Origin of the sequence: Vibrio sp. 10N.261.52.A1, from assembly GCF_002876325.1 — a bacterium.
GTDB classification, from domain to species: Bacteria; Pseudomonadota; Gammaproteobacteria; order Enterobacterales; family Vibrionaceae; genus Vibrio; species Vibrio chagasii.
In genome coordinates, this window is record NZ_MCYD01000908.1 from 1 (window position 1) to 2,372 (window position 2,372).

Here is a 2,372-nt window from a genome sequence, read left to right on the forward strand (position 1 = left end):
ACAGCTCAAGAACGTTCTTTTCACCTTGAACTAGAAACAGGCCGTGGGCTTTACGTTGTTTCTTTTGGCCCAAAGCACGAAGGAGTTTTAATTGGTTTTTTGAAATCATGTTTTTATCCTAGATATAAGCCCGCGCATTATAGAGCAAAGGTTAGATAACCAAAAGTGCGATAAGCCAATGCGATCCATATAAAAGCAAAAGCGACCCACTTAAAAAACAAAAGCGCACTAAATCGTGCGCTCTTATAGGATCAACTCAAGCTTAACAGAATCGGAGAAGCTTAACCTACCGCTTAATACGGCACAGGGTAGCGCTTAAAGACGGTGTTGATATCGGTCAGAATCTCTTCAGAAAGCGGCTTACTGAACGCTGCTACGTTCTCTTTAAGCTGTTCCATAGTGGTTGCACCAATGATGGTTGAGGTAACGCCATCCACTTGGTTACACCATGCTAAGGCGAGCTGACTTGGCGTGAATCCATGAGCGTTTGCCACTTCTACGTAGCCTTTAACTGCTTCATTAGCCAACTCAGTATCACGGAAAATACCTTTGCGCTGCATGTAAGTCCAACGGCTGCCTTCCGGCCTTGCGCCATCAATGTATTTGCCACTAAGCATACCGGCCGCTAGAGGTGACCACGGTAAGTAAGCAACGTCTTCATGCACGCAGTTTTCAATCAAATATGGCCAGTCTTTTGTGTGCAGCAAACTGAATTCATTTTGGATAGAGACCATACGTGGCAAGTCATGCTTCTGGGCTAACTTAAGGTAAGTGTTAATGCCCCAAGTGCTGTCATCGGATAGACCAACGTGGCGGATTTTGCCTGCTTTAATACAGCTTGCAAGAGCTTGTAAGATCTCCAGCATCTCTGCTTCATGTTGTTGTCTGTCGATGTCGCTAAAGCGAATCTGATTAGGGAAATGTTTACCGAAGTGTGGCGTTGTGCGATTTGGCCAGTGAAGTTGGTAGAGATCGATGTAATCCGTTTGCAAGCGCTTCAATGAGGCATCAACTGCGGCGATCACTGCTTCACCAGTGATAGGGCCACCGTTGCGAACCCAAGGCAATCCAGGACCAGCAATTTTACTGGCAATGATTAACTCTTGGCGACGCTGTGGGTTGCGCGACAACCAGTTACCGATAATCGCTTCGGTTTTGCCGTAGGTTTCTGGAGAGGGTGGTACTGCGTACATCTCTGCAGTATCAATAAAGTTAATGCCTTGGCTTAATACGTATTCGATTTGTTGGTCAGCTTGTTGTTGAGTATTTTGCAGCCCCCAAGTCATGCTACCAAGACAGATTCGGGAAACGGGAATTTGACTACTTCCTAACTTTGAATATTCCATTGAATTCAGGATTCCTGTTGTTGGGTTCTCTGGTACTCGCATTATAGTTTTGAAAAGAGGGCGAGTGAGGAATGAAAACGAATATGAATTATTAGCACAAAATGGTAAGACAAGGTATGGCTTAAGGTACTTTAATGAGTCATTTCTCAGCGCTGTGAGCAGCAAGCATTAGTTGTAAAAATGGTATGCAAGAAGGGATTAGTGGAAAAGGTAATGTAACGACAGTTTTAGCGCATTCGAACGCCGAGTAATGAGTACTGCATTAGAAATAAAAAAGCTCTACCGGATAGTGAGTAGAGCGTTTTATAGGGGTCTTAATGGTACTAGAGATCCATTCAGTTACTAGGCTGCGTTTGTATCGAACCCACCTTGGGTCTGCGCCTGCTTTAGAGCTTCCTGCCTTTGAACTTCTTTTTCAGTTAATACTGGTTGAAGTTGTTCCTCAGAGGCTTGAGGAGAGAAAATGAAATATTTATTAATCGTCATAACTATATCTCCGTGTAACGTATGACAGATTCTGCATCGGAGATAAATTGTGATCATCATCCACTTTGTACTTTTTTTAGGCTGAGAGCGGAGGGCGTAGAATGTGTACAAAGCGATCGCTCATCATCCGTATGCAATACTGAACTGACGCAACCCTCTAGATTCAGTATAGGAAGCCCATCAAATTTCGCACAATAATGATTTAGAGCAAATACATAGATAGTCAGGGGCGTAAGATGAAACACCTCGCTACTGACTCTGTGCACGTATTTATCTAATAATTAGGTCAGTAAATCAATTACTTAATCCATGGTGAGATGAATTATGGAAAAGCTTGTAGAACGTTTCCTGAATTACGTTACTTTTGATACCAAATCCGATCCTTCTAATCAGCAATGCCCAAGTTCACCGGGTCAAATCACCTTTGCTGAAGCCTTGAAGTCAGATTTGATTGCTTTAGACCTAACCGATGTATCTTTAGATGAAAATGGATATTTGATGGCAAAGTTGCCGTCGAATGTTGATTACGCTGTGCCTGCT

2 protein-coding genes and 2 pseudogenes are annotated in these 2,372 nt (G+C 43.2%); 1 reads left to right on the forward strand and 3 read right to left on the reverse strand.

Annotated features, from left to right (window positions below):
- The 3 genes and pseudogenes from BCT81_RS19575 to BCT81_RS29415 form a co-directional block, all read right to left on the reverse strand.
- Positions 1–109: pseudogene (locus BCT81_RS19575) on the reverse strand (RNA methyltransferase); the annotation flags it as partial.
- 184 nt (positions 110–293) lie between these two features.
- A complete protein-coding gene (locus BCT81_RS19580; protein ID WP_102425539.1) occupies positions 294–1,346 on the reverse strand; it encodes an aldo/keto reductase in 1,053 nt (350 codons plus the stop codon).
- 342 nt (positions 1,347–1,688) lie between these two features.
- The gene (locus tag BCT81_RS29415) at positions 1,689–1,832 is read right to left on the reverse strand and encodes a hypothetical protein (RefSeq protein WP_198596930.1); all 144 of its coding nucleotides are present in this window, start codon (positions 1,830–1,832) and stop codon (positions 1,689–1,691) included.
- A gap of 324 nt (positions 1,833–2,156) precedes the next feature.
- Between BCT81_RS29415 and BCT81_RS19585 the strand changes: the two are divergent.
- Positions 2,157–2,372: pseudogene (locus tag BCT81_RS19585) on the forward strand (peptidase T); the annotation flags it as partial.